The organism is Amycolatopsis tucumanensis, assembly GCF_021654135.1.
GTDB classification, from domain to species: domain Bacteria; phylum Actinomycetota; class Actinomycetes; order Mycobacteriales; family Pseudonocardiaceae; genus Amycolatopsis_E; species Amycolatopsis_E tucumanensis.
Window position 1 is genome coordinate 1 of the sequence record NZ_JAKGSD010000008.1, and the last position, 19,524, is coordinate 19,524.

A 19,524-nucleotide genomic window follows, 5' to 3' on the forward strand; every position below is an offset into this window, starting at 1 on the left:
GCCAACCCGCCACCCGATCCCTCACCGCCTACGACCACTGACCGAGTTACGCATCACTCGCCTAGCGGTCGCGGAGCAGAGCCACCCCGTCGCCGTCGAGTTCGTCGCAGTACGCCGTGCGGCCGGTCATCGCCATGATCAGCGCGAGGGTGGGTCCGGTGACCAGCGGGCCGGAGCCGGTCGCGAACGGGCCGTCGGTGGCGACCAGCCGCAACCCGCTGATGCGGCTCTTCGCGACGACGACCAGGTCCGAGCCCGCGTAGTACGTGGCCAGCCGCGTCAGCACCGGTTCCGGGTGGTCCCGCCGCAGTTCGAGCGGCCGCCGGATGTCCTCGCCGTGCACCACCGCTTCGCCGAGCAGGGCGATCACCGGCAGTGGCGGCTTGGTCGTGCTGCCGACGACCCGGCGGAACCGCGCGAGGGTGTCGGCCGGCGCGTCGCCGAGGTGCTCGGCCAGCCGCACCGCCACCTGCTTGTCGAAGTCGAAGCGGCAGCGGATCACCCCAGCCAGCCACCGCACGGGCGTCAGGCTCGCCGACGCGGTGAGGTGTGCCAGCACCTCGCGCACGGACAGCCCGGCGCAGAGCGACGGCGTCGCCCACTGCTCGTCGGTCAGGTCGGCGAGGTCATCCGCGAGCGCCTTCCGTTCGGCGTGCACCAGCGGCCAGAGGTTTTCGGTCATGCCGCATACGACCGTTCCGGCACCGCCGGAATCATCGCTACAGGCAGCCCGATGTGGCGCGGAACAACTGCGTCCGGCCGCTCTCCGCGGGGTGCACGGCGACCGCCGGGTCCGAAGCCGGCACCCACACCGACTGCCCGCGGCGCAGTTCGATCTCCTGACCGCTCTCCGCCTTGATCCGCACCGAACCCTGCGTGCACAGCAGGATCTGCGGCTTGCCGTTGTCGACGCGCAGCGAACCGGTCTCCCCGGCCTCCCACTCGCACCGGGACAGCTCGAACTCCGGCGCGTCGGTCGTGTACACCTCGCCGCACGCGGACGGCTCACCGCGCAGGATCGGCATGTCCGCGCAGGTGAAGTCGACGACGCGGAGCAGCTCGGGCACGTCCACGTGCTTCGGCGTGAGCCCGCAGCGCAGGATGTTGTCCGAGTTCGCCAGGATCTCCACGGCCGTGCCGTGCAAGTACAGGTGCAGGTTCCCGGCGGGCAGGTAGATCGCCTCGCCGGCGCTCAGCGTCAGCCGGTTCAGCAGCAACGCGGCCAGCACACCGGCGTCCCGCGGGTGCGCCTCGCCCAGTTCGAGGATCGTGCGGCACTCGACGTCGAACTCGCCGTGGTCCTTCACGTGCAGCACGCACGCGTCGAGCACCTCGGGCAGCAGCTCGTCCAGCACCGGCTGCGGCAGCGTGATCCACGTGGTGAACAGCGCACGCAGGCCGTCGGAGTCCGGCTGGGCGGCCAGCAGCTCGGTGTACTTCGCCAGACCGGGGGTCTCGATGGCGCGCAGCAGCTCGACCGTGCGCTCCGGCTTGCGGAAGCCCGCGAGCGCGTGGAACTCGGTGAGCGCGCACACCAGTTCGGGCTTCGCGGTCGGGTCCGGGTAGTTCCGGTTCGGCGCGTCCCGCGGGATGCCGGCGGCCTCCTCGCGGGCGTAGCCCTCGGCCGACTGCTCGGCCGACGGGTGCGCCTGCATCGACAGCGGCTCCTCGACGGCGAGGATCTTCAGCAGGAACGGCAGCCGGTTGCCCCAGTGCTCGGCGCACTCCCGGCCCAGCTGGCCGAGCGGATCGGCCTCGACGAGTTCCAGCAGGCTGCGCTCGTCACCGTCCGGGCCGACGATGCGCGACGGGTCGCCGGGGTGGGCGCCCATCCACAGCTCCGCCTCCGGGTGCGGCGCGGGCACCTCGCGTCCCAGCAGCTCGGGGATGGTCGTCCGGGACCCCCAGGCGTAGGGCCGCACCGCATTGCGCAGCAGCTCCACTGTCTTCTCAACTCCTTGGCTCTTCCAACCCCTCGCCCGATTCCCGCGGGATCGGGCCCGAAACCGGCGTCAGGCGGACGCGGGCTCGTAGTGCCCGCCACCACCCGTGGTGGCGGTCGCCAGCCCGAGGTAGACCGCGGCCAGCTCGAACCGTAGCGCGAGCACCCCGGCGCGCACGGGCTCGTCACCGACGATCTCGTCCGCTGGGGCGACCACTCCGGCCCCGGGAAGCGTATGCGAAGCGTCGTGGCGCGCCGCGTCGGCTGCCGGACCGCTGTGCACCGCGAGCAGCAGCACCCGGTAGTTCGGCAGGTCGGTGTCGAAATCGGGGTCGGCGAAGATGTCCCGCTCGCCGGAGCTGCTCGCCGCGGCCTGGCGCAGAGCGCGACGGGTCAGCGCCTGCCGGTAGTCGGCGATGTCGGCGACCACCCCGGCGAACGAGCCCAGCGCGTATCCGGCGTGCTGGGCGACCGCGACCGCGATCGGGTCCAGCCCCCACAGCAGCGGGATCCGGTCGGCGAGCCGCAGGGCGAGCGCCTTGGCGGGGTTGGCGAAGGAGTCGCGGCCGAGGTGGCCGCGCTCGGCCTCGGAGTCGAGCTGGTCGGCCAGCAACTGCACGTCGGCGACCAGCAGGCCGAGTGCGTTCGCGGTGAGCAGCCCGGCGGCCAGGCCGCGGGCGAAGGTCAGTTCAGGCGGCACCGGGACCCGCGGGACGAGCTGCACGCCCTTGCCCGCCAGCGACGCCGCGACCGGGCCCTCGTTCGGCGCGGACAGCACGACCGTCGCCCCGTACCGCGCGGCGCGCTCCACGCCGGCGGCCAGCTCGCGGTCGAACGGGTCGTCGGTGTGCGCGAAGACGACGTCCAGCGCCCCGATCCACGGCGGCACCGCCTCGCTGACCACGACCGGCGCCGGGCAGGCCGGCGCCAGCAGTGCGTACAGCAGACGCGCGACGCTCCGGCTCACCCCGGGACGGACGATGAGCACCAGCGCCCGCGGACGGCCGAGGTCGAGCCGGTCGGCCAGCTCGGCGTCCGCGGCGACCTCGGCGGTGGAGCGCACCTGGGCGCCAGCCATCGCCGCCGCCCTCAGCAGTCCTGCAGTGTCGGCCTCCGCCAGGCGCGCGGGGTCGTCCAGGAGGGTGTCGTCAAGCACCGTCGGCACGGGACTCACCCGGAATCGTGGCCTCGTCGAGCAACAGCACCGGGATGCCGTCCCGGACCGGGTACTCGCGACCACAGGAGGTGCACGTCAGCGCGTCGGCCTCCGGGTCGCTCGCCGTTCCGGGGCGCAGCGGCGCGTGGTCGTCGGACGGGCACGCCAGGATCTCCAGCAACTGGGCATCGAGCGCGACTGCCATGGAACCTCCCTAGCTGCGAACGATCGCGAGGACTTCGTCGGTCAGCGCGCGGACCGCGTCCTCGTCGGCGGCCTCGACGTTGAGCCGCAGCAGCGGCTCGGTGTTGGACGGGCGCAGATTGAACCACGCCTTGTTCGGCAGCTTCACGGTCAGGCCGTCCATCTCGTCGATCTCGACGCCGGGGCGGCTGCCGAACGCGTCCTTGACCGCGAGCTGCTTGGCGACCTGGTCGTCGACCGTCGAGTTGATCTCACCGGACGCCGCATAGCGCGAGTACTCCGCGGTCAGCTCGGACAGCGGCCGGTCCTGCTCGCCGAGCGCGGCCAGCACGTGCAGCGCGGCCAGCATGCCGGTGTCGGCGCGCCAGAAGTCGCGGAAGTAGTAGTGCGCGGAGTGCTCGCCGCCGAAGATCGCGCCGGTGGCGGCCATCTCCTGCTTGATGAACGAGTGCCCGACCCTGGTGCGCACCGGCTTGCCGCCGTGCTCGGCGACGATCTCCGGCACGGCCTGCGAGGTGATCAGGTTGTGGATGATCGTGCTGCCGGGGTCCTTGGCCAGCTCGCGCACGGCGACCAGCGCGGTGATCGCGCTCGGCGACACCGGGTCGCCGTTCTCGTCGACCACGAAGCAGCGGTCGGCATCGCCGTCGAAGGCCAGGCCCGCGTCGGCGCCCACCTCGCGGACCTTGGCCTGCAGGTCGACCAGGTTCTTCGGGTCGAGCGGGTTGGCCTCGTGGTTGGGGAAGCTGCCGTCGAGCTCGAAGTACATCGGCACGATCTCGATCGGCAGGCCCTCGAACACGGTCGGGACCGTGTGGCCGCCCATGCCGTTGCCCGCGTCGACGGCGATCTTCAGCGGTCGGCTGCCGGACAGGTCGACCAGCTTGCGCAGGTACGCGGCGTAGTCGCGGAGGACGTCCCGCTCGGTGACGCTGCCGGGCTGGCCGGCGAACTCCGGCACCCCCTGCTCGACGGTGTCGCGGATCTCGGCGAGCCCGGACTCCTGCCCCACCGGGGCGGCGCCCGCGCGGCAGAGCTTGATGCCGTTGTACTTGGCCGGGTTGTGGCTCGCGGTGAACATCGCGCCGGGCATGTTGAGCGACCCGGAGGCGAAGTAGAGCTGGTCGGTGCTGCACAGGCCGATCGACACGACGTCCAGGCCCTGCGAGGTGACGCCCTCGGCGAACGCGGCGGCCAGGCCGGGCGAGGACTCGCGCATGTCGTGCCCGATCACCACCGACGGCGACTCCGGCTTGATCAGCAGCGCGAAGGCGGCGCCGAAGTCCCGTACGAGGCCGGCGTCCAGCTGCTCGCCGACGACGCCCCGGATGTCGTAGGCCTTGACGATGGCCGACAGGTCTGACACGCGCTCTCCCCGAGAGTTGTCCATGGGCTGCGGATACCCGAGAGCCTACCGGGGGAACGCCAGGCGGATGTGGCGTGACCTACGAGATCGGGTCGGGCAGCACCCGCAGGTGGCCGCGACGGCCGGAGGGGCCCTCCGGTTCCGGCGGCGGGGCGGGCTTGTCCGACCGGCCGGCCTCCCGGACGGCCTCGGCGAGCGCCGTGAGCTCGTCGTCGGACCGGTCCGGGGCGGCGAACTCGCCCTCGTGCCGGACGACCTCCCAGCCCCGGGGCGCGGTCAGGCGGAGCGCGTGCGCCTCGCACAGGTCGTAGGAATGCGGCTCGGACGCCGTCGCGAGGGGACCGACCACCGCGGTCGAATCGCTGTAGGCGTAGGTAAGCGTGGCGACGGCCGGGTTCAGGCACCCCGTTCGCGAACACTTTCGTACGCTCGACACGATCAGGGACGATAGCGCTTCCCCCTGACAAGTGCGCGCAGGCGCACCGGTGCAGGCCACCGACCGAGGCCAACGCGTAACCTTCCGGATGTGTCTATGGCTCGAAGTTCCCGGCACCGGCGGCGTGTCCGCCGGGACCGGCATGGCCGCGGGCTGCGCGGGCCGCTGTACCCGGCGACCCTGCCGGCCGCGGCCAGCCGCGCGGAGAAGTTCGACCAGCTCGTGCTCGATGCGCTGGAGCCGATCGAGGCCAGGTGGCGGGACCAGCTGACCAAGCTCGACGTGGCGGTCGACGACGTGCCGGAGATCCGCGGCGCGGGCGGCCCGGCGGACGACGGGGTGCTCCACGACGGGGCGGTGCCGCTGTCCCGCCTGGTCCCGGCGGGTGTCGACCGGGTCGGCCTGCCGACGCGCGCGCGGATCGTGCTGTACCGGCGGCCGCTGGAGGCGCGTGCCAAGGACCCGGGCGAACTGGCCGAACTCGTGCACGACGTGCTGGTGGAGCAGGTGGCGGGCTACCTGGGTGTCGAACCGGACATCATCGAGGGCGGCGAGTAGTTCCCGGTGCCCGGAACGAGTGGTTTTCGGGCCGTTGGTTCTCGGGTGGGTAGCGCGGCCCCGGCCGGCTCCTGGGCGCAGTGGCTGCACGGGCCTGCCGGATCGCTCAGGAGTGCGCCGGCTCCGCTGTCGGCTCCAGTGGGCGTGGTTCGCGCAGCCTGGTCGGCACCGCGGTGAGCAGGGTGAACAGCGCGGCCGCGATCTGGACCAGCAGCAGCACGTCCCGCAGCGTCGACGGGTGCTCGAGCGTCACCTCGGCCTGGCTGGTCGGCACCGCGACCGCCACCTGGTGCCCCCACGCCGGCACGACCGGCACCGGCTTGCCGTCCACCTGCGCGCGCCACCCGTCCTCGTGCTCGGCGGCCAGCACCAGCAGCCGCCCCGGCACGCCCTCCGACACCCGCACCCGCACGTCCGGCAGCTGCGCGTCCACCGGCGTCACCCCGAGCGTGCTCGTCGGCGCCTGCGACGTCACCGCCTGGCGCGCCACCCCGGGCGGGATCAACACGACCTGCCCGCCCGGCTCCAGCAGCCGCAGCACCGGCCGCCCGTCGGACGTCGGCGCCACCGACGACGCCAGGTCACCGGCCATCGTGACGATCGGTCGCGGATCGGCGCCCGCGGGCAGCACCACGAACAGCGCCCCGGACGCCGCGGCGCCGGACAGCGCGGCCCTGGTCCGGCCCGGCTCGGGGTCGGTCAGCGCGTCCTGCCACCCGGCCAGCCGGGCGGGCGTCGCCGCGCTCACCGCCAGCTGCTCGTCCCCGAACCGCGGCATCCGGCCGCCCGTCTGCAGCGCGGGCGCGTCCCCGGCGTCCAGGACCAGCACCGACCGGCCGGTGCGGGCCAGCTCGTCGGCCTGGTCCTGCGCCAGCGCCGGCCCGCCACCGGAGTGCAGCGGCCCGCCGCTGCCCGCCACGACGACCCCGACGGCCAGCGCCACCAAAAGCACCCCGGCACCGGCGAGAAAGGGCCTTCCGACCGCGCCGCGGCAGGCCGACAGCACGATCCACAGCAGCCCGGCCCCGATGACCAGCAGCGGCACCCCGGCGAAGCCCGGCGACACCGGCCCGCCCTGCAGCGGCGCCACTTCCACCAGCCGCACGACCAGCAGCCCGGCGACGCCGAGCACCACCACGGCGAGCCCGGCACCGGCGGCCCGGCCCGGCCGCACCGCGAACGCGATCACGGCCGCCAGCAGCAACGCGAGCCCGACCGGCCACGCCCCGGCGCCGCCCGGGTCCAGCCCGGCCAGGTCGACCGCGGTCACCGGATCCCCCGGCCCGCTCAGCCCGTGCAGCACCAGCGCCGGGTGGTTCACCAGCACGGTCGGCCACGGCATCAGCAACGCCAGCGGCACCAGCACGACGATGACCACCGACGCGGCCCGCTTGAGCAGCGGCGCGGGCGAGGGCAGCACGACGAACCCGACGAGCAGCCCGGCCAGCGCGAGCAGGTGCGCCAGCGGCGAGAACGCGCCCAGCAACGCCAGGCCGAGCGCGCACAGCGACGACGAGTGCAGCCACCGCTGCCCCGGATCGGCGAGCACGCCCGCGATGCCTGCGATCACCGGCGGCAGCAGGATGTGGGCGGCCACGACATCGAGCCGGCCCTGGGACACCGCGGCGGTCGCGGCGGGCAGCAGCCCGTAGGCGGCGGCGATCACCGCGCGCACCCACGGCTGCACCGGCAAGCGCCGCGTCGCGAAGAACGCCGACACCCCGGCGAGCGGAGCGTCGGCGATCATCAACAACGACACGAACCCGTGCGGCGTGAACACCGCACCGAAGGTGCCGAGCACGGCCAGCGCGGCCGGCGCGGCGCTCGCGGTGCCACCGTTCACGGCGTGCCAGCCCGCGAGGTAAGCCGACCAGACCTCGCTCAGCGAACCGGCTTCGAGGAGCCGTCCGCCGGCGAGGTCGAACCCCAGTCGTCCCGCGTTCACCGACAGCCCCAGCGCGGCGAGCACCACGAAAACGCCCGCCACCGGGGCGATCCTGGCCACCTTCGAGGTCCTGTCCGGGACGTTCACGTTGTCGGGCAAGGCTTCTCCAGTGGGCGGCGGCGATCGGTGAGGATCTTCTGCCGCGCCAGCCTAGCTGAGCCGACCGTGACTCCACGCACCCGCACGAGCACGCGGAGACCTGTCACCTCGTTGTGAAGCAGGCGTTAAATTTCCTTACACAGCCCGCTTTTTGAGCTTCCGACGCTCCCGTTCGGACAGACCGCCCCAGATGCCGAAGCGCTCGTCGTGCGCCAGCGCGTACTCCAGGCATTCGCCCTTCACTTCGCAGCCCTGGCAAATCCGCTTCGCCTCACGGGTCGAGCCGCCCTTCTCCGGGAAGAACGCCTCTGGATCGGTCTGCGCGCACAGTGCGCGGTCCTGCCACTCGGGGGGCTCGTCGTTGTCGAAGAGGTCGACGAGCTCGCCCAGCTCCACCTCCGGGCCTTCTCGCCACTCCACGACGTTCCCCCAATCCCTTCCGTCGGATTCCAACCGCACGTCCGCCTCCTCTGCTTCCACGCACTCCCCAGGCTGGCGGTCTTGCATCGCCGTCACCGTCGCCCCCTTGCAGCAACGAATAACAGCACTGTGATTACACCCGTGTAATGAGGCTAGGTCAAGCGGAGTAGCGAGGTTGGGGGATGCTTCTGCCCCGTCGCGCAAGCGGACACGCCGAACATCAACTCGCCAGGATGCGACAGACTGGACCCCGTGCAACGATCCGCGGTCCGACCAAGTCCTGTCTTCTTCGGCATTCTCGCACTCACCGTAGTGGGTGGCCTACTGGCCGCGTTCGGTGACGCGAGCACACTGCTCACTTCCGACCAAGACCCGATGGTGGTAGCCGGCGTCTTCATCCTCGTGATCGCCGGCTGGGTGCTCTCACTCACGCTGCACGAGTTCGGGCACGCCTTCGTCGCCTTCAAGGGCGGCGACTACGAGGTGGCCTCCAAGGGCTACCTGTCGATGGACGTCCGGCACTACACCGATCCGGTGCTGTCGATCGTGCTGCCGCTCGTCTTCCTGCTCATCGGCGGCATCCCGCTGCCCGGTGGCGCGGTGTGGATCAACCGCTGGGCGCTGCGCACCCGCGGCGTCGCGTCCTGGGTGTCGCTCGCCGGGCCGCTGTCCAACCTGCTGATCGGCATCGTGCTGACCGTGGTCGTGATGCTGGTGCCGATGCCGATCGGCCTGCTGGCGGGCCTGTCGTTCCTGGCGCTGCTGCAGATCGCGACGTTCGTGCTGAACATCCTGCCGGTGCCCGGGCTCGACGGCTACGGCGCGATCGAGCCGTACCTGTCACCGGAGGCGCGCGAGTTCGGCGCGAAGGCGCGGCCGTGGGCGCCGCTGGTCCTGTTCGCCCTGCTGTTCGCGGTGCCCGCGGTCGGCGACGCGTTCTGGGACCTGGTCACGTTCATCTACGGAGCGGTCGGCGGCGACGACGTCGCGGCGGCGGTCGGCCAGTACACCTTCCTGTTCTGGCGCCACTGAGGTTCAGGCCGCGCGGGCGAGCCACTCGTCCGCGCGGCGCACGACCCGCTTCAGCCCGCTGCGCTCGCCGAGGTAGTCGCCGACCAGGCCGACCACCGGCAGCATCCCGACGGCCCGGTGGTAGAACCGGCCGTGCGGCCGCTTCTCCAGCTCGTCGGTGATGGCCAGCAGCGAGCGGCCCATGCGCCACAGCGTCTTGCCCGCCGACTTCAGCGTGATGCGGCGCGGCCGGTGCTCGGCCTGGGAGAACTCGCCGGCCAGCTTCGCGGTCTCGGCGTCCTCGTCGGCGGCGTCGAACTCCTCGTTCTTGCCCGCGGCGAGCGCCGGGTCGATGTCGCGCTGGAAGAGCACCCAGGCGACCAGCCGGACCTTCTCGCCGACGTCGCGGACGCCGTACTCCTCCGCGATGGCGGTCAGCAGCAGCGCCTGCGCGGCCGTGCCCAGCGCGTCCTGCACCGGCAGCCGGTCGGCGAGCGCGCCGCCGAGGCCGGGGATCGAGGTGACCAGAGACGTCAGCCTGCCGAGGCGGTTGACCCACCAGTCGATGTGGCCGTCGCGGTCGGTCGCCTCCCACGCGGCCGAACCGGGCACCCGCACCGAAGCCAGGCCCTCCAGCCGTCCCGGCGTGCGGAGCGCGTGCAGCACCGGGCCGGACGCGCGCACGACCGGGCGCAGCACGCCGACGACCTGACGATCGGAAATCGCTTCACCCACGGCTGGCAGCACCCTTCTTCGGCGGTACGGCGAGCGCGCCACCGAGGCTCATGGCCGCCGGCAGTGCCCCGCCGGCGATGAGCAGCAACGCTCGCCAGTCCTGCAGCAGCACGAGATCCCCGCCGGGCCCGAACAGCCCGACGATCACTATGACCAGTACCCACGCGACGAGCGGCGCAAACGCCGCCCGCGGCGCCACCAGCCGCCCGGCCAGCCGCACGAGCAGCGGGGTGGTGAGCGCCGCGACGAGCACGGTCACCGGGAACGGGATGGTCCCGCCGACGTACAGCGGCAGGAAGAACAACTCGAGCACCGCCAGCAGCGCCGCGTCGAGCACCAGCAGCACCAGCAGCAGCCTGGACACCTACAGCCCTCCGAACAGGTCGCGCTCCGCGCCCTCCGCCGGGCCGCGCACGAGTACATAGTGCTCGACCTCGTCGATGGGCTGCGCGATGCCGTTGGACAACGCGAACGCCGGGGGCCGCACGCTGATCTGCGTCTCGTGGGCGGCCAGCGCCGCGATCTTGGCGTCGAGGTGGTCGCGCACGTCGATCGCGGTGGTGATCTCCTCGTCCGGGGTGACCGGGAGCTCGCCGTCGGCTGGCAGCCGCCACGGCAGGCCCGGCTCCTCGCGCAGGCGCGCCACCCCGCGGGCGAGCGCGTCGCGGGACGCGGCGATGTGGAAGACCCGCCGCACGTAGGGGGCATCCTCGACGGCGAGCATGGTTACAGCGTGTGCCCGGATGTGGTCCGGGTGCCCATACCCACCGAAGTCGTTGTAGGTCACCACCACATGGGGCCGCGTCTCGTCCAGAACGGCCCGCAACTGGGCGGCCTGCTCATGTGGATCTCCTCCGGAAAACGCCCGCGGGTGGTCGGCCGAGGGCGTGCCCGCCATGCCCGAATCACGCCAGCGCCCGATACCTCCCAGATAACACTGACGGGTCAACCCGAGCGCCCGGACGGCGGAGGCCAGTTCCCCCGCTCGGTAGCCCCCGAGCTGGTCCGCCGCCCACGCCCCGAGCTGGTCGAGCGCTTTGGGGATGATCTCCCCCTCCTCGCCGAGTGTGCAGGTCACGAGGGTCGTTTCGACCCCTTCGGCGGCGTAGCGGGCGATGGTCCCGCCGGTGGTGATGCTCTCGTCGTCGGGGTGGGCGTGGACGAGCAGGAGCCTGCGTGCGGAGGTAGCGGTCACGACTTCAGGTTAATTAGAAGATTGTGTGGCGTTCCTGTCACAGGCGTATGACTAGTCCTTTCGTGGGGTCCACAAAGTGGGACGCGTCGGTTATTCTCCCCCGAGCTACGCACCGCGCCGTAGCAGGGGAAATCCAAGAAGGGGTGCCCGTGCACCGAGATCCGGTGGGCAGGACCGGCGGCCACGAACGGCGACACTCGTCCCCCGTTCGAGTGAGGGACCGCGCGTCACTGTTCCATCACAATCTCACGCTGAGTGGCCGTCTCGGCTGTTCCGCTGCCTAGGTTGCACGACTACGGTGGGCAAACTCGATCACCTCGACAGTTCGCCGCCACAGGACGAGGCCGCCTCGCTACCCACGACGGCGTCGAGCAAGGAGAATGAATGTTAGGGAAGACCAAGTCACGTGCCGCCAGAATCGGCGCGCTCGCCGCGACCGCCGCGCTGGTCCTCGCCGCGTGTGGCGGCGGCGGTGGTGACAACAGCGGTGTGCAGACCGGCCAGGCCTTCGCCGAGTGCGACGCCAACGCCAACGCGTGCAACTCGGCCGCCGCTGACCAGCTGCAGGACGGCGGTGACGTCACCTTCGCGATCGAGAAGAACATCCCGAACTGGAACGTCACGTCCGGTGAGGGCAACGTCTTCGAGACCGGCATGGTGACCAAGGGCATCCTGCCCTACACCTTCTACACGACGCCGGACCTCAAGCCGACGCTGGCGACGGACTTCGTGACCTCGGCCGACATCACCAGCACGAACCCGCAGACGGTGGTCTACAAGATCAACCCGAAGGCCGTGTGGTCCGACGGCACGCCGATCACGGCGGACGACTTCATCTACAACTGGAAGGTCCAGAACGGCAAGGACTGCCCGGACTGCGCCCCCGCCAGCACCTCCGGTTACGACCGGATCGCCTCGGTCGTGGGCTCGGACGGCGGCAAGACGGTCACGGTGACCTTCACCGACCCGTTCACCGACTGGAAGGTCCTGTGGAGCTCGACCGGTGCGATGTACCCCGCGCACCTGGCCGCCCAGCACGGTGACCTGAACACCCCGGCCGGCCTGGCCGAGTCGTACAAGTGGTTCGGCGAGACCGTCCCGACCTGGTCCGGCGGTCCGTGGAAGATCGACAACTTCCAGAACAACGTGTCGGTCACCATGGTGCCGAACCCCGCGTGGTGGGGCGCCAAGCCGAAGCTGTCGCGCGTGATCTTCCGGATCATCACCGACGCCTCGCAGGAGCCGACGGCCCTGCAGAACAACGAGGTCCAGGTCATCTACCCGCAGCCGCAGGTCGACCTGGTCAACCAGGTGCGCAACATCCCGAACGTGTCCTCCTACATCGGCCTCGGCCTGACCTGGGAGCACTTCGACTTCAACCTGAAGAACCCGGCGCTGGCCAACAAGGCGCTGCGCCAGGCGCTCTACACCGCGGTCGACGTCCAGGGCATCATCAACAAGACCGTCGGCCAGTTCACCGACAAGGTGAAGCCGCTGCAGAACCACAACTTCATGCCGGGCCAGGAGGGCTACAAGGACGTCATCTCGTCCACCGGCCAGGGCACGGGTGACATCAACAAGGCGAAGCAGATCCTCACCGAGGCCGGCTACAAGCTGCAGGGCGACCAGCTGATCGACCCGAGCGGCGCGGCGGTGCCGACCCTGCGGATGCGCTACACCGTGGGCAACCAGATCCGCCAGAACGAGTGCGAGCTGTTCCAGCAGGCCGCCAGCCAGCTGGGCGTCAAGGTGGACATCATCCCCACCGACGACCTCGGTGACACCACCAGCAACGGTGACTTCGACATCATCGTGTTCGCGTGGGTCGCCTCGCCGTTCCCGTTCTCCGGTGCTCAGCAGAACTGGACCACCGGTTCGGAGAGCAACTACGGCGAGTACTCCAACCCGCAGGTCGACAACCTGATCGCGCAGGCCAACGCCGAGACCGACCAGGCCAAGGCGGCGGAGCTGCTCAACCAGGCCGACCAGATCATGGCCGACGACGCGTACGTGCTTCCGCTGTACCAGAAGCCGACCTTCATCGCGTCGTACGACAACATCGCCAACATCCGCAACAACTCGACCCTCGACGGGCCGGTCTACAACATGCAGGAATGGGGCATCCGGAAGGGCTGACCCCCTGACCGGAGTACATTACTGAGAAGTAATTCGGTGGGGGAGACCGGCGACGCCGGTCTCCCCCACCCCCTAACCGCACAAAACCACCACAACTAGACAGGTCGCGCCGCCCGGTTCCGCCGTCACGAGCGGCGTGCTGGTCGAACTTCAGCAGGAAGACCTCCATGCTCGCCTTCGCATTGCGCCGGCTGCTCGTGTCGGTGCCGATCCTCATCTTGTCGACGTTCGTCGTCTTCGTGATGGTGTCGCTGTCGGCCAACCCGCTCAGCAACCTCATCACCCGAAATCCGCCACCGCCACCACAGACCATCGCCGCCGAGACCCACCGGCTGCACCTGGACCAGCCGCTGATGGAGCGGTACTGGAACTGGATCACCGGCATCTTCCGCGGCGACTTCGGCCCGTCCGTCAACTCGACGATGGACATCGGCTCCGAGGTCATCTCCCGCTTCGGCGTCACGTTCCGCCTGATCTTCCTCGCGATGGTCATCGCGTTGATCCTGGCGATCGTCGTCGGCGCCGTCAGCGCCGTGAAGCAGTACTCCAAGCTGGACTACACGGCCACCTTCTTCGGCTTCCTCTTCCTGTCGATGCCCGCGTTCTGGCTCGCGGTGCTCCTGAAGCAGGCCGGCATCAACATCAACAACGCCGTCGGCGACCAGGTCTTCTACACGATCGGCGCGAGTTCGATCTACGTGAAGGGCGGCTTCTGGGCCCACTTCACGGACGTGCTGGGGCACATGATCCTGCCGACCATCTCGCTGGCGCTGATCTCCTACGCCTCCTGGAGCCGCTTCCAGCGCGGGTCGATGCTCGAGGTGCTCAACAGCGACTACGTGCGGCTCGCCCGCGCCAAGGGCCTGTCCCGCGGCGTCGTGATGCGGCGGCACGCGCTGCGCAACGCCCTCATCCCGCTGACCACCGTCACCGCGCTGGACCTCGCGTCCATCATCTCCGGCGCCGTCGTGACCGAGAAGGTGTTCCAGTGGCAGGGCGCGGGCACCTTCCTGCTCGACGCCATCGCCCAGAGCGACGTCTACGCCGTCGAGGCCTGGCTGCTGATCTCGGCGACCTTCGTCATCCTGTTCAACCTTGTCGCCGACCTGCTGTACGGCGTGCTCGACCCGAGGATCCGCCATGCCTGAGCCTTCGACCACCGAAACCACCGCGACGGCCCAGCTGCAGGACAGCCCCAAGGGCACCGTCGAGCGCGAGTTCACCGTCCAGGAGCGCGGCCAGTTCCAGCTGGTCCTGCGCCGCTTCATGCAGCACCGGCTGGCCGTGGCCAGCCTGATCCTGCTGATCGTGATCGTGCTGCTGGCCTACGTCGGCGGCTGGCTCTGGAAGTACGGGCCCGAGGACATCACGCCGGACAACTCCGAGGCGCCGTCGCTGGCGCACCCGTTCGGCACCGACGCGGTCGGCAAGGACATGCTGGCCCAGGTGCTCCGCGGCACCCAGATCTCGCTGCAGATCTCCGTGCTGGTCGCGATCTTCTCCACGGTCGTCGGCACGATCTGGGGCGCGGTCGCCGGCTACTACCGCGGCTGGATCGACACCGTCCTGATGCGCATCGCCGACCTCGTGCTGACCCTGCCGCTGCTGGCCGTCGCCGCCGTGCTCGGCCACAACGCGGGCGGCAGCTGGTGGCTGATCGCGGTCGTCATCGCCGGCCTGTACTGGGCCTACGTGTCCCGCGTCGCGCGCGGCGTGGTGCTGTCGCTGCGGGAGAAGGAGTTCATCGAGGCGGCCCGCGCGCTCGGCGCCGGTGACGGCCGGATCATCTTCCGGCACCTGGTGCCCAACGCGCTCGGCTCGGTGATCGTGAACGCGACGATCCTGGTGTCCATCGGCATCCTGCTGGAGACCGCGCTGTCGTTCCTCGGCTTCGGCGTGCGGCCGCCGGACACCTCGCTCGGCCTGCTGGTGAGCAGCGCGCAGACGGCGGTCGACACCCGCCCGTGGCTGTTCTACTTCCCGGGCCTGTTCATCATCCTGATCGCGCTGACGATCAACTTCATCGGGGACGGGCTCCGCGACGCGTTCGACCCCCAGCAGACGAAGGTGCGCGCATGACCTCGTTCGACTCCCAGACGACGGCCGACCCCGTCCTCTCGGTGGAGGACCTCACCGTCCAGTTCCCCAGCGACGACGGCCTGGTTCAGGCCGTCCGCGGTGTGAGCTACCAGCTCGGCCGCGGTGAGGTGCTGGGCGTCGTCGGTGAATCCGGTTCCGGCAAGTCGGTGACCTCGCTGGCGATCATGGGCCTGCTGCCCCGCTCGGCGCGCGTCAGGGGCACGATCAACTTCAAGGGCCGCAACCTGCTGGAGCTGTCCGAGAAGGAGATGACGCGGGTCCGCGGCAGCGGCATCGCGATGGTGTTCCAGGACCCGATGACGTCGCTGAACCCGGTCTACCCGGTGGGCGACCAGATCGCCGAGGCCATCACCGCGCACCACGACGTGCGCAAGGACGTGGCCCGCAAGCAGGCCGTGGAGCTGCTGGACCTGGTGCGCATCCCGAACCCGCAGCAGCGGGCCACGGAGTACCCGCACCAGCTCTCCGGCGGTATGCGGCAGCGCGTGGTGATCGCGATCGCGATCGCCAACCGGCCCGAGGTGATCATCGCCGACGAGCCGACGACCGCGCTGGACGTGACCGTGCAGGCGCAGGTGCTGGACGCGCTGCAGGCGGCGAAGCAGGAGACCGGCGCCGCGATGGTGCTGATCACCCACGACCTCGGCGTCATCGCCGGGCAGGCCGACCGGGTGCAGGTCATGTACGCGGGCAAGGTGGTCGAGGCCGGCACGGTCGACGACATCTTCTACACCCCGCGCATGCCCTACACGCTGGGCCTGCTCGGCAGCCTGCCGCGGCTGGACATCAAGACCGACCGGCTCACCCCGATCGCGGGTTCGCCGCCCTCGGTGGTCAACATGCCGCCGGGCTGCCCGTTCAGCCCGCGCTGCCCGATGGCGCAGGACATCTGCGACCGGGAGGAGCCGGTGCTCGCGCCGACCACCGACGGTCTGCACAAGGCGGCCTGCCACTTCAGCGACGAGCTGGCCGGCCGCGAAGCCACTGATCTGTTCAACCCCACCTCGGTCGACGACGTCGACGCGGTGGCCGCGGTGACCCCCGGGGAGAAGACCGAATGAGCGAGAGCGCAGCCGGCGTGCTGCCCGAGCAGGACCAGCGGACCCCCGTGCTGTCGGCCCGCAACGTCGTCAAGCACTTCCCGGTGCGCAGCGGCGGGCTGATCCGGCGTCAGATCGGCGAGGTCCAGGCCGTGTCCGGGGTGTCGTTCGACATCTACGAGCGGGAGACGCTCGCGCTGGTCGGCGAGTCGGGGTGCGGCAAGTCGACCACCGCGCGGGTGGTGCTGAACCTGCAGCCGGCCACCGCGGGCGAGGTGTTCTTCGAGGGCACCGAGCTGAGCAAGCTGCAGCGCAAGCAGATGCAGTCCCTGCGCAGGCAGATGCAGATCGTGTTCCAGGACCCGTACGCCTCGGTCGATCCGCGCATGCCGGTCAACGAGATCATCGCGGAGCCGCTGCGGATCCACAACCTGTACGAAAAGGGCGGCCGGGAGCGGGTGCGCGAGCTGCTCGCCACGGTCGGCCTGCGGCCCGAGCACGGCAACCGGTACCCGCACGAGTTCTCCGGCGGCCAGCGGCAGCGCATCGGCATCGCGCGGGCGCTCGCGCTGCAGCCGAAGCTGCTGGTGCTGGACGAGCCGGTGTCGGCGCTGGACGTGTCCATCCAGGCCGGTGTGCTGAACCTGCTGCAGGACCTGCAGTCGGAGTTCGGGCTGTCGTACCTGTTCGTGTCGCACGACCTGTCCGTGGTCCGCCACATCGCCAACCGCATCGCGGTGATGTACCTGGGCAAGATCGTCGAGACGGCGCCGTCGGAGGAGCTGTTCGAGAACCCGGCGCACCCGTACACGCAGGCGCTGATCTCGGCGATCCCGGTGCCCGACCCGCGCAAGGAACGCTCGCGGGAGCGCATCGTGATCACCGGTGACGTGCCGAGCCCGGCGAACCCGCCGAGCGGCTGCCGGTTCCGCACGCGGTGCCCGAAGTTCGCGAACGAGCTGACGGATGCGGAGCGCTCGAAGTGCATCGACGAGGAGCCGTTGCTCGTCGACCGAGGGCAGGGCCACCCGGCGGCTTGCCACTACGCGCGGGCGCGGCAGCTGATCTGATTCTCAATCGCCGGCTTCGCTTCGCTTCGCTACGCCCCGATCGAGAGAGTCCCTCCCGAACCCGATCTTTCAGTGTTCGGTTGCCGAGACACCGCGTCAAGGCGGGAAAGCGTGCCTTGACCCGGTGGCTCGGCAACCGATTTGGCTGGGGATCGGGTTGCGGGAGAGGGGTGGCTCGAAGGGGTTGGTGCGTGGCGTTGCCGGGTGGCGGTTGTGGTCTGTTTCGTGCGAGAAGAAGGCCCCCGGTTCCGCCCGGGGGCCTTCGTCGTTGCGGGGTCAGCGGGGGCTGCGGGTCCAGTTCACGGCTTCGCTGAAGGGGCCCAGCAGCGGCGGGCCCGCGGTCATCCCGGAGATGCCCTGTCCCGTGGCGAGCGTGTCGGCCAGCTGGAACAATGGCAGCACCGTGTGCTGCGCCCACAGCTTCGGCTCCAGCTCGGCCAGCGCGTCCGCCAGGGGTTTCTCCCCGGTCAGCGCCTCTTCGATCGTCGTCTGCAGGTTCTCGTCGCAGACGGCGGCCGGGTTCGCCGGGATCACGGCCACGTTCGCCGACGGCGTGGACTGCCCGGGGCGGCAGCCGAACGTCGACGCCAGCACCGTCGCCGCGTCGCCGCCCACCGGGAGCGGCACCACCGCGATGTCGACCCCCACCGCGCCGGAGTTGCCCGTCGGGGCGGTCGAGCCCTGACTCACCGGCAACGCCAGCAGGTTGGCGAACAGATCCCGCGGCTGGGCGTTCAGCGTGTTCACCTGGATGCCGGCCGCGATGAGCTGGTTGCTCAGCTCCTTCGCGATGCTCGCGTAGGGCTCCTGCTGCCCCGGCGACGCGACGACCAGCGTGAGCGCCCTGCCGTCCTTGCGCCAGATCCCGGCCTCCTTGACGTAGCCCGCCGCGGTCAGCAGCGACTCCGCCTTCGCCGGGTCCGGCACGCCGTAACCGGCGGGGATCGTCGGTGCGTAACCGGCCTGCGAGGGCCACCGCACCTGCGCGTCGGCCCGCAGGGCGGCCGACGGACCGCCCCCGGTGCCCTCGTCGATCAGCTTGTTCCGGTCGATGATCGCCGACACGGCCTCGCGCACCTGGTCGTCGACCAGCGGGCCGTTCGCCGGGCGCAACAGCACCTCGGCCACCCGCGGGCTGGCCACCGTGGCCAGCTGGACGCTCGGCCCGAGCACCTGGAACTGATTCAGGCCGGCGCTGTCGGTGCGGGACATGACGAACTGGTCGTTGCCGCTGCGCAGCGCGCCGGCCAGGCCGGTGGCGTCGGACCGGCGCAGCACGATCTGGTCGACCGCGGCCGGCTTGTCCCAGTAGCGCTCGTTGCGCTCCAGGATGATCTCGCCGCGCGCGTTGTCCCGCGTCTTGATCGAGAACGGCCCGCCGTAGGCCGGGAAGCTGTCCTGCAGCGCGCCCTGCCAGCCGCCCGGCGCGTCCTTCAGCAGGTGCTGCGGCAGCAGGTTCGAAAACAGCGTCTGCCAGCCCGGGTACGGCTCGGAGAACGTCACCTGGACGCCCTTGCCGCCCTCGCTGGGCTGGATGTTGCTGATCAGGCGGTACCCGGCGGGCTGCACGACACCGGGCTGGTCGCGCATGGCCTCGGCGAGGTAGACGAAGTCCTCCACCGCGATCGGCGCGCCGTCGGACCACGAGGCGTCCTGCCGGATCAGGTAGGTGACCGTGAACGGGTCGGTCGAGGTGACCTCGGCCGAGCGCATCAGCGTGGTGTCGAGCTGGTTCTCGCCGTTGGCGTCGGGCCGGAACACCGACGGCAGCAGCATCTGCGACAGCGCCGTGGTGATCGTGGACTGGTCGGCCAGGTTGTGCGGGTTGTAACCGCCCGCGATGTCGTCCACGCCGATCACGATCTGCGACGCAGTCGGCGCCGCGGGGCTCGACGACTGGGCCACCGGCGACGTCACGACCGGCGGCGGTGGGGTGCTGGTGCAGGCGGCCAGTGCGGTCAGCAGCACCGTGACCAGTGCCGCCGCTTTACCGCTTCCCCGCACGCTGCCTCCCCTGATGAGCCCATGATGGTGTCACAAGGCCTGTAGCCGCGGTACCGAGATTGCCAGACCGGCCGGGACTCGCTGTCACCGGATCAGGTACCGCCGAA

The 19,524-nt window shown here is 70.7% G+C and carries 19 protein-coding genes; 7 read left to right on the forward strand and 12 right to left on the reverse strand.

What is annotated here, in order from left to right:
* Positions 1-61: 61 nt before the first annotated feature.
* From L2C96_RS10805 to L2C96_RS10830, 6 genes are all read right to left on the reverse strand, one after another.
* A complete protein-coding gene (locus L2C96_RS10805; protein ID WP_237336060.1) occupies positions 62-682 on the reverse strand; it encodes a maleylpyruvate isomerase family mycothiol-dependent enzyme in 621 nt (206 codons plus the stop codon).
* Between the two features lie 37 nt (positions 683-719).
* Positions 720-1,943, reverse strand: coding sequence for a mannose-6-phosphate isomerase, class I (manA, locus tag L2C96_RS10810; RefSeq protein ID WP_020422279.1), 1,224 nt, complete (start codon positions 1,941-1,943; stop codon positions 720-722).
* A 69-nt stretch (positions 1,944-2,012) separates the two neighbouring features.
* Positions 2,013-3,107 carry a hypothetical protein gene (locus L2C96_RS10815; protein ID WP_020422280.1) on the reverse strand — a complete coding sequence of 365 codons (1,095 nt, stop codon included), beginning with the start codon at positions 3,105-3,107 and terminating at the stop codon, positions 2,013-2,015.
* On the reverse strand, positions 3,091-3,303 hold the full coding sequence (locus tag L2C96_RS10820; RefSeq protein ID WP_020422281.1) for a Trm112 family protein: 213 nt from the start codon (positions 3,301-3,303) through the stop codon (positions 3,091-3,093). Before L2C96_RS10820 ends, L2C96_RS10815 begins: the two co-directional genes overlap by 17 nt.
* 9 nt (positions 3,304-3,312) lie before the next feature.
* Entirely contained in the window at positions 3,313-4,668 is a 1,356-nt protein-coding gene (locus L2C96_RS10825) for a phosphomannomutase/phosphoglucomutase (protein WP_237336061.1), read from the reverse strand.
* 79 nt (positions 4,669-4,747) lie between these two features.
* Positions 4,748-5,104 (reverse strand): DUF3499 domain-containing protein, encoded by a 357-nt coding sequence (locus tag L2C96_RS10830; protein ID WP_084506208.1) that lies wholly within the window; start codon positions 5,102-5,104, stop codon positions 4,748-4,750.
* A 96-nt stretch (positions 5,105-5,200) separates the two neighbouring features.
* Between L2C96_RS10830 and L2C96_RS10835 the strand changes: the two genes are divergently transcribed.
* Positions 5,201-5,662: a metallopeptidase family protein gene (locus L2C96_RS10835; RefSeq protein ID WP_020422284.1), complete on the forward strand. Its 462-nt coding sequence runs from the start codon at positions 5,201-5,203 to the stop codon at positions 5,660-5,662.
* A 106-nt stretch (positions 5,663-5,768) separates the two neighbouring features.
* Here L2C96_RS10835 and L2C96_RS10840 read toward each other — a convergent pair whose 3' ends face one another.
* Entirely contained in the window at positions 5,769-7,706 is a 1,938-nt protein-coding gene (locus L2C96_RS10840; RefSeq protein ID WP_237336062.1) for a hypothetical protein, read from the reverse strand.
* A gap of 135 nt (positions 7,707-7,841) precedes the next feature.
* Positions 7,842-8,096 (reverse strand): WhiB family transcriptional regulator, encoded by a 255-nt coding sequence (locus tag L2C96_RS10845; RefSeq protein WP_208400690.1) that lies wholly within the window; start codon positions 8,094-8,096, stop codon positions 7,842-7,844.
* Positions 8,097-8,378: 282 nt separating this feature from the next.
* On the opposite strand from L2C96_RS10845, the gene L2C96_RS10850 reads away from it, so the two are divergent.
* On the forward strand, positions 8,379-9,158 hold the full coding sequence (locus L2C96_RS10850) for a site-2 protease family protein (RefSeq protein ID WP_027936494.1): 780 nt from the start codon (positions 8,379-8,381) through the stop codon (positions 9,156-9,158).
* A 3-nt stretch (positions 9,159-9,161) separates the two neighbouring features.
* Here the strand turns inward: L2C96_RS10850 and L2C96_RS10855 are convergent, their stop codons facing one another.
* From L2C96_RS10855 to mshB, 3 genes are read right to left on the reverse strand one after another with little or no spacing between them, the layout of a single operon-like run.
* On the reverse strand, positions 9,162-9,872 hold the full coding sequence (locus L2C96_RS10855) for a hypothetical protein (RefSeq protein WP_237336063.1): 711 nt from the start codon (positions 9,870-9,872) through the stop codon (positions 9,162-9,164).
* Positions 9,865-10,236 carry a hypothetical protein gene (locus L2C96_RS10860; protein WP_020422288.1) on the reverse strand — a complete coding sequence of 124 codons (372 nt, stop codon included), beginning with the start codon at positions 10,234-10,236 and terminating at the stop codon, positions 9,865-9,867. The genes L2C96_RS10855 and L2C96_RS10860 overlap by 8 nt, the downstream gene beginning before the upstream one ends.
* Positions 10,237-11,067, reverse strand: a complete 831-nt coding sequence (mshB, locus tag L2C96_RS10865; RefSeq protein WP_020422289.1) for an N-acetyl-1-D-myo-inositol-2-amino-2-deoxy-alpha-D-glucopyranoside deacetylase — start codon at positions 11,065-11,067, stop codon at positions 10,237-10,239. It lies immediately after the preceding gene.
* A gap of 384 nt (positions 11,068-11,451) precedes the next feature.
* Between mshB and L2C96_RS10870 the strand changes: the two genes are divergently transcribed.
* The 5 genes from L2C96_RS10870 to L2C96_RS10890 all read left to right on the forward strand — a co-directional run bounded on the left by L2C96_RS10870 (position 11,452) and on the right by L2C96_RS10890 (position 17,413).
* On the forward strand, positions 11,452-13,203 hold the full coding sequence (locus L2C96_RS10870; protein WP_237336064.1) for an ABC transporter family substrate-binding protein: 1,752 nt from the start codon (positions 11,452-11,454) through the stop codon (positions 13,201-13,203).
* Between the two features lie 167 nt (positions 13,204-13,370).
* On the forward strand, positions 13,371-14,351 hold the full coding sequence (locus tag L2C96_RS10875; protein WP_020422291.1) for an ABC transporter permease: 981 nt from the start codon (positions 13,371-13,373) through the stop codon (positions 14,349-14,351).
* Entirely contained in the window at positions 14,344-15,282 is a 939-nt protein-coding gene (locus L2C96_RS10880) for an ABC transporter permease (RefSeq protein WP_020422292.1), read from the forward strand. Before L2C96_RS10875 ends, L2C96_RS10880 begins: the two co-directional genes overlap by 8 nt.
* Positions 15,279-16,364, forward strand: a complete 1,086-nt coding sequence (locus tag L2C96_RS10885) for an ABC transporter ATP-binding protein (RefSeq protein ID WP_020422293.1) — start codon at positions 15,279-15,281, stop codon at positions 16,362-16,364. The genes L2C96_RS10880 and L2C96_RS10885 overlap by 4 nt, the downstream gene beginning before the upstream one ends.
* The gene (locus tag L2C96_RS10890; RefSeq protein ID WP_020422294.1) at positions 16,361-17,413 is read left to right on the forward strand and encodes an ABC transporter ATP-binding protein; all 1,053 of its coding nucleotides are present in this window, start codon (positions 16,361-16,363) and stop codon (positions 17,411-17,413) included. The genes L2C96_RS10885 and L2C96_RS10890 overlap by 4 nt, the downstream gene beginning before the upstream one ends.
* A 276-nt stretch (positions 17,414-17,689) precedes the next feature.
* Here the strand turns inward: L2C96_RS10890 and L2C96_RS10895 are convergent, their stop codons facing one another.
* Positions 17,690-19,417: an ABC transporter family substrate-binding protein gene (locus L2C96_RS10895; protein ID WP_372491197.1), complete on the reverse strand. Its 1,728-nt coding sequence runs from the start codon at positions 19,415-19,417 to the stop codon at positions 17,690-17,692.
* Positions 19,418-19,524: the final 107 nt, after the last annotated feature.

Bases quoted from the DNA above. Each gene is read 5' to 3' on its own strand.
- L2C96_RS10805 (WP_237336060.1), bottom strand. From the start codon at position 682: ATGACCGAAAACCTCTGGCCGCTGGTGCACGCCGAACGGAAGGCGCTC.
- L2C96_RS10820 (WP_020422281.1), bottom strand. From the start codon at position 3,303: ATGGCAGTCGCGCTCGATGCCCAGTTGCTGGAGATCCTGGCGTGCCCG.
- L2C96_RS10835 (WP_020422284.1), top strand. From the start codon at position 5,201: ATGGCTCGAAGTTCCCGGCACCGGCGGCGTGTCCGCCGGGACCGGCAT.
- L2C96_RS10870 (WP_237336064.1), top strand. From the start codon at position 11,452: ATGTTAGGGAAGACCAAGTCACGTGCCGCCAGAATCGGCGCGCTCGCC.
- L2C96_RS10875 (WP_020422291.1), top strand. From the start codon at position 13,371: ATGCTCGCCTTCGCATTGCGCCGGCTGCTCGTGTCGGTGCCGATCCTC.
- L2C96_RS10880 (WP_020422292.1), top strand. From the start codon at position 14,344: ATGCCTGAGCCTTCGACCACCGAAACCACCGCGACGGCCCAGCTGCAG.
- L2C96_RS10885 (WP_020422293.1), top strand. From the start codon at position 15,279: ATGACCTCGTTCGACTCCCAGACGACGGCCGACCCCGTCCTCTCGGTG.
- L2C96_RS10890 (WP_020422294.1), top strand. From the start codon at position 16,361: ATGAGCGAGAGCGCAGCCGGCGTGCTGCCCGAGCAGGACCAGCGGACC.